Origin of the sequence: Paracraurococcus ruber (assembly GCF_004353985.1) — a bacterium.
Lineage (GTDB): Bacteria > Pseudomonadota > Alphaproteobacteria > Acetobacterales > Acetobacteraceae > Paracraurococcus > Paracraurococcus ruber.
In genome coordinates this window covers 1-5,034 of the sequence record NZ_SMOA01000339.1, presented here as the reverse complement: position 1 = coordinate 5,034, position 5,034 = coordinate 1, and the positions used below count along the sequence as shown (strand labels likewise).

Annotated in this window: 6 protein-coding genes; 2 read left to right on the top strand and 4 right to left on the bottom strand. The window is 73.3% G+C overall.

The genetic code is table 11. From position 1 onward, the window contains the following. A partial coding sequence (locus E2C05_RS33520; RefSeq protein ID WP_158292433.1) for a hypothetical protein occupies positions 1-491 on the top strand: 491 nt, incomplete at its 5' end. Positions 492-676: 185 nt separating this feature from the next. Here the strand turns inward: E2C05_RS33520 and E2C05_RS28505 are convergent. The 3 genes from E2C05_RS28505 to E2C05_RS28495 form a co-directional block, all read right to left on the bottom strand. Continuing rightward, entirely contained in the window at positions 677-1,426 is a 750-nt protein-coding gene (locus E2C05_RS28505; RefSeq protein WP_205083149.1) for a sensor histidine kinase, read from the bottom strand. Positions 1,427-1,534: 108 nt separating this feature from the next. Beyond that, the gene (gene rpmB / locus E2C05_RS28500; protein WP_133223024.1) at positions 1,535-1,837 is read right to left on the bottom strand and encodes a 50S ribosomal protein L28; all 303 of its coding nucleotides are present in this window, start codon (positions 1,835-1,837) and stop codon (positions 1,535-1,537) included. 170 nt (positions 1,838-2,007) lie between these two features. Beyond that, complete coding sequence (locus E2C05_RS28495; RefSeq protein WP_133223023.1) at positions 2,008-2,274, bottom strand: hypothetical protein; 267 nt, start codon at positions 2,272-2,274, stop codon at positions 2,008-2,010. 219 nt (positions 2,275-2,493) lie between these two features. On the opposite strand from E2C05_RS28495, the gene E2C05_RS28490 reads away from it, so the two are divergent. Beyond that, complete coding sequence (locus E2C05_RS28490; RefSeq protein ID WP_133223022.1) at positions 2,494-2,904, top strand: ester cyclase; 411 nt, start codon at positions 2,494-2,496, stop codon at positions 2,902-2,904. A gap of 84 nt (positions 2,905-2,988) precedes the next feature. On the opposite strand, the gene E2C05_RS28485 is transcribed toward E2C05_RS28490, so the two are convergent. Further along, complete coding sequence (locus E2C05_RS28485) at positions 2,989-4,896, bottom strand: ABCB family ABC transporter ATP-binding protein/permease (protein WP_133223021.1); 1,908 nt, start codon at positions 4,894-4,896, stop codon at positions 2,989-2,991. Between the last annotated feature and the right edge of the window lie 138 nt (positions 4,897-5,034).

Here is a 5,034-nt window from a genome sequence, read left to right as displayed (position 1 = left end):
CGGCTCGCCGGGCGCCGCCGCCGCTGCGCCTGCCCGGCGCGGCACCGGCCGGCGCGCCCATGGTGGCGGCCGCGCGGCTGCTGGAACGCTATGCCGGGGCGGGCGGCAGCTATCGCCACCTGGACCTGCTGCTGGAAGGCGTGCGGGCCGCCGACCACGCCTGGCCGCGGCTGCGGTGCAAGCTGGCGGTGAACGGCACCCGGCCGGTGCTCGAATTCCGCCAGCGGCCGGACTGGCCGGTGATCTTCGAGCACTGGCCGCAGACCCCGGCCGATGCCGCCGGCCCCTATCTGCACCTGACCGAGGACCTGCTGGTGGGCGGCTTCGCCGCGACGCTGGCCACCGACCGGGACCGGGCGACGCTGGCGACCGTGCTGCGGCTGCTGCCCGCGGTGGTGGCGGCGACGGCGCGTGACGCGACGACCGATCCGGACGACTACGAGGGCTGGATCGCCGCGGCGCGGCGGCTGGCGGCGACGCTGCCGGGCTGACGCGGAAGCGGCTTCGGCTGCGGCGACCGCGGATTCGGCTTCGGTGACCGCCGCCTCCGTCCCGGTGCCGGTCCCTGCCGGCCCGCCTGCGCTTCGCCGGGACGGGCCATGCAGGCCGGCCGGCGGCTCATCGGAAGGACGCGCCGGGCGCTGGCGGGATGCCCCGGCGGGATGGCCTGCCGCATCTATCCGGCGGCGACGACCAGGCGGTCGCGCGGCAGGGTCAGCCAGGCGCGCCCGCCGACCCCATGCAGCGCCTCGAGCCGCAGGCTGCCGCCATGCGCTTCCAGCAGCGAACGGGCAACCGCCAGGCCGAAGCCGAGGCCGCGCGTGCCCTGCAACCCCGCCTCCGGCGCGCCGGCGGCGAGGTCCGCGGCGGCCAGCCCGGCCCCCTCGTCCTCCACGACGATCGCCACCGCTTCCTCGGTCAGGACAGGGCGCAGGTCGATCGAATCCCCGTCCCGCGTCATCCGCGCCGCCCGGTTCAGCACCTGGGTCAGCGCGCCCAGCAGGGCCCGCCGGTCGGCCCGCAGCGTGAGGCCGGCGAAGCCCTCCGCCAGGCGCCAATGGCGGCGGCTGCCGCCGAGCTGGGTCGCCACCTGCGCCACCGCTTCCTGCAGCAGGGGGGCGAGCACCAGCGGCTCCGGCGTCAGCCGGCGCGGGCCGGCCTCCCCCGCCAGGTAGTCGGAGATGTCGTCGGTCAGCCGGAGGATCTGCTGCCCGGCGGCGGCGACGGCGATGCGCTGCGCCTCGGGCAGGCCGGGCGCCTCGGCCAGCAGGGACAGGCCGGGGCCCTGGAGCTCCCGCGCCACCATGGCGAGGCAGCGGGCACGCCCTTCCGCCCGGCGCTGCGCCATGGCCTCCGCCGCCCTGGCGGCGCGGAGGCGGGCCGAGAGGAGCAGGGTGCGCCAGCCGGCGAAAGCGGCGAGCAGCAAGGCGAGGGCAAGAAAAAAGCCGGGCATGACCCCGGCTTTAGGACGCAAGGCTTAAGGCGCGGTCAGCGGCGCGGCGTTTGCCGGGAACGTGGACCGCGCGTCGCCGGGTCAGGCCGCGGCACCGGCCTTCTTCGCCTGGGCGCGCTGGATGCGGCGCTTCAGGGTCTGCGCTTCCACCGGCAGCTTGCGGTTCGGCGTGCCGAGCAGGAAGGCGTCGAGGCCGCCATTGTGCTCGATGGTCCGGATGCCGTTGGTGGTCAGGCGCAGCTGCAGGCTGGTGCCGAGCACGTCGGAGAAGAAGGACGACTCCTGCAGGTTGGGCAGGAAGCGGCGACGCGTCTTGTTGTTGGCGTGGCTGACGTTGTTACCGGTCAGCACGCCCTTCCCGGTGATGCCGCAGCGGCGGGCCATGGTTCTGATCCTGAAAACGGCAGCGCGCGGCGCGAAACGCCACGCGCGGGTGGTCGGACAAGGTCGGGGCGTATGGCGCGCAGGTGCCGGGGAGTCAAGCGGAAGCCGCTCGCCGGCGGTGGGCGGCACCCGGACCGGCCGGGCCGGTCCGCGCCGTCACGCCGCCGGTTTCAGCGGCCCTCGCCGCCGCCCGGCAGCTGGTCCCGCATCTCCCGCAGCTCCCCGGATTCCACCGACATCAGGGCATTGCGCAGCACGCCGGCGATCGCACGGTCGTCCATGGTGCGGGCGAGCAGCCCGAGGGCTCCGCCGAGCAGGGCCGAGGCGACCGAGATCGGCGCGATCTTCTGGTCCATCATGTACTCAATGGCCTTGTCCACGACCGATCCGGCATGGCTCAGGTCGTCCGGGGCCACGCCCTGGGGGTCTAGTTGCATGCAGCACCTTTCTGATGCCCCGGGAGATAGGGCTGCGGTGCGCCGGCTGAAACCCCTTGGCGGCGGGCCCCGGGCAGCACCCGGCGGCAGGACACGCCGCGACACCCGGTGCCGGGCGCGCCGCCGCGATGGGCGCCGCGAAGTCCTGCACCCCGGACCGCGACCCGCGTTAGGCTCCCGGCGGGCGGCGGCAGACCCGCCCCCCTGGGAGAGACGTCCATGTCCAACCTGACGACCGCGAAGGCCTTCTTCGAGCTCTGCGAGACAGGACGCGGCTGGGAGGCCTGCCGGGCCCATTGCACGCCGGACGCCAGCTTCGCGGCCCAGGCGGGCGCCCTGGCGGAGATCCGCACGCTCGCGCAGTACGCCGACTGGATGCAGGGCATCCTGACCGTGCTGACCGATGGCCGCTATGAGCTGCATGCCTTCGCCGAGGATGCGGAGCGTGGCGAGGTCGTCGCCTTCGCCACCTTCATCGGCACGCACAAGGCGGGCGGCCCGATGCCGCCGACCGGCCGGACCACGCGCACCGACTATGTCTACGCCATGCGGATGCGCGACGGGCGGATCGCCCACATGACCAAGGTCTGGAACGACGGCTACGCGCTGCAGGAGCTCGGCTGGGCCTGACCCGTGGCCTGACCCAGAAGGCCTGACCTGGGGCCTGACCCGGGGGCGGTGACGGGGCCGGCGCGCGCCGGCCCGCGCTCCGCGTCAGCCCGGCGCCGCCAGGGCCGAGGCGCGGCCGGCGCGCGGCTGGTCGAGATCCGCCGCGCGCTGCGCCGCCGCGGCGGCCTCGGCCATCGCCACCGCCTCCGACTGCCGCCGCCACATCTCGGCATAGAGCCCGTCCGCGGCGATCAGCGAGGCATGCGTGCCGCGCTCGGCGATGCTGCCGTCCTGCAGCACGATGATCTCGTCCGCCTCGACCACCGTGGAGAGGCGATGCGCGATGACCAGGGTGGTGCGGTCGGCCGAGACCTGGCGCAGCGCCGCCTGGATCTCCTGCTCGGTGCGGGTGTCGAGGGCGCTGGTCGCCTCGTCCAGAATCAGGATGCGCGGGTCCTTCAGGATGGTGCGGGCGATGGCGACGCGCTGCTTCTCCCCGCCCGAGAGCTTGAGCCCGCGCTCCCCCACCATGGTCCGGTAGCCTTCCGGCAGCCGGAGCACGAAGTCGTGCACCTGCGCCAGCGTCGCGGCGCGCACCACCGCCTCCTCCGGCGCGCCCGGCCTGCCATAGGCGATGTTGTAGCGGATGGTGTCGTTGAACAGGACGGTGTCCTGCGGCACCACGCCGATGGCGGCGCGCAGCGACTGCTGCGTGATGCCGGCGATGTCCTGGCCATCCACCAGGATCCGCCCGCCGGTCACGTCGTAGAAGCGGAACAGCAGGCGGGAGATGGTGGACTTGCCGGCGCCGGTCGGCCCGACGATCGCCAGCGTCTTCCCCGGCGGCACCCGGAAGGACACGCCCTTCAGGATCTGCCGGTCCGGCCGGTAGGCGAAGCGCACATCCTCGAACACCAGCTCGCCCGGGCCGGCCGGCAGCGCCGGCGCGCCGGGCGCATCCGCCACCTCCTGCCGCTCGCCCAGCAGGGTGAACATCGCCTCGGTATCCGTCAGCCCCTGCTTGATCTCGCGATAGGCGAAGCCGAGGATGTTGAGCGGCAAATAGAGCTGGATGAGGTAGGTGTTCACCAGCACGAAGTCGCCGACCGTCATCCGCCCGGCCATCACCCCCTGCGCCGCCAGCAGCATCACGGCGGTCAGCCCCGCGGCGATGATCGCGGCCTGGCCGGCATTCAGCATGTTGAGCGTGGTCTCGGACCGCACATAGGCGGTCTCGTAGCGGGTCAGGCTCTCGTCGTAGCGGCGCGTCTCATGCGTCTCGTTGCCGAAATACTTCACCGTCTCGTAGTTCAGCAGGCTGTCGATCGCCTTGGTGTTGGCGTCCTGGTCCTGCTTGTTCATCTCCCGGCGGAAGCGCAGCCGCCAGTTGGTGAACAGCAGGGTGAAGGCGACGTAGAGCCCGATGGTCAGCAGCGTCACCGCGGCGAAGGAGATGCTGAACATCCCCCAGAGGATCGCCGCGACCAGCAGGATCTCGAGGATCGTCGGGATGATGTTGAACAGCAGGAAGTTCAGCACGAAGGTGATGCCGCGCGTCCCCCGCTCGATGACGCGGGACAGGCCGCCGGTCTGCCGGTCCATGTGGTAGCGCATGGACAGGGCATGCAGGTGGCCGAAGACCGAGAGGGCGATGCGCCGGGCGGCGCGGGCCTGCACCTTGGCGAAGACGGCGTTGCGCAGCTCGCCGAAGGCGGAACTGGCCATGCGCAGGAGCCCGTAGCCGATCACCAGCGCCACCGGCACCGCCAGCATGGCCGCCGCGCCGTCCTTCGGCGCCAGCGCGTCCACCGCCTTGGCATAGGCGATCGGCACCAGGACATTGGCGGCCTTGGAGGCGATGAGGCAGGCCACCGCCAGCGCCACCCGCAGCCGCAGCCCTGCTTCGTTGGCCGGCCAGAGCCAGGGCAGCAGGTCCCGCAGCGTCTGCCAGTGGGAGCGTTCGGGCACGATCTCGTGGTCCTGCGGGGGCGCTGCTCGTCGCACGCGGGGCATTCTCCGGTAGGCCTGGCGACATAGGCCGGATGGCGGCCGCGGCAAACCGGCCATCTGGCCGGTAGGGCAAGCCGTCCCCGGCCCGCGGGCGGCCCGGCGCCGCCGCCGGCCCGCTGGCCCGCCTGGCCTGGCGTGCCG

What these genes read in the sequence shown, in the direction of transcription:
- rpmB (WP_133223024.1), bottom strand. Translation starts at nt 1,837, where the DNA reads ATGGCCCGCCGCTGCGGCATCACCGGGAAGGGCGTGCTGACCGGTAAC.
- E2C05_RS28495 (WP_133223023.1), bottom strand. Translation starts at nt 2,274, where the DNA reads ATGCAACTAGACCCCCAGGGCGTGGCCCCGGACGACCTGAGCCATGCC.
- E2C05_RS28490 (WP_133223022.1), top strand. Translation starts at nt 2,494, where the DNA reads ATGTCCAACCTGACGACCGCGAAGGCCTTCTTCGAGCTCTGCGAGACA.
- E2C05_RS28485 (WP_133223021.1), bottom strand. Translation starts at nt 4,896, where the DNA reads ATGCCCCGCGTGCGACGAGCAGCGCCCCCGCAGGACCACGAGATCGTG.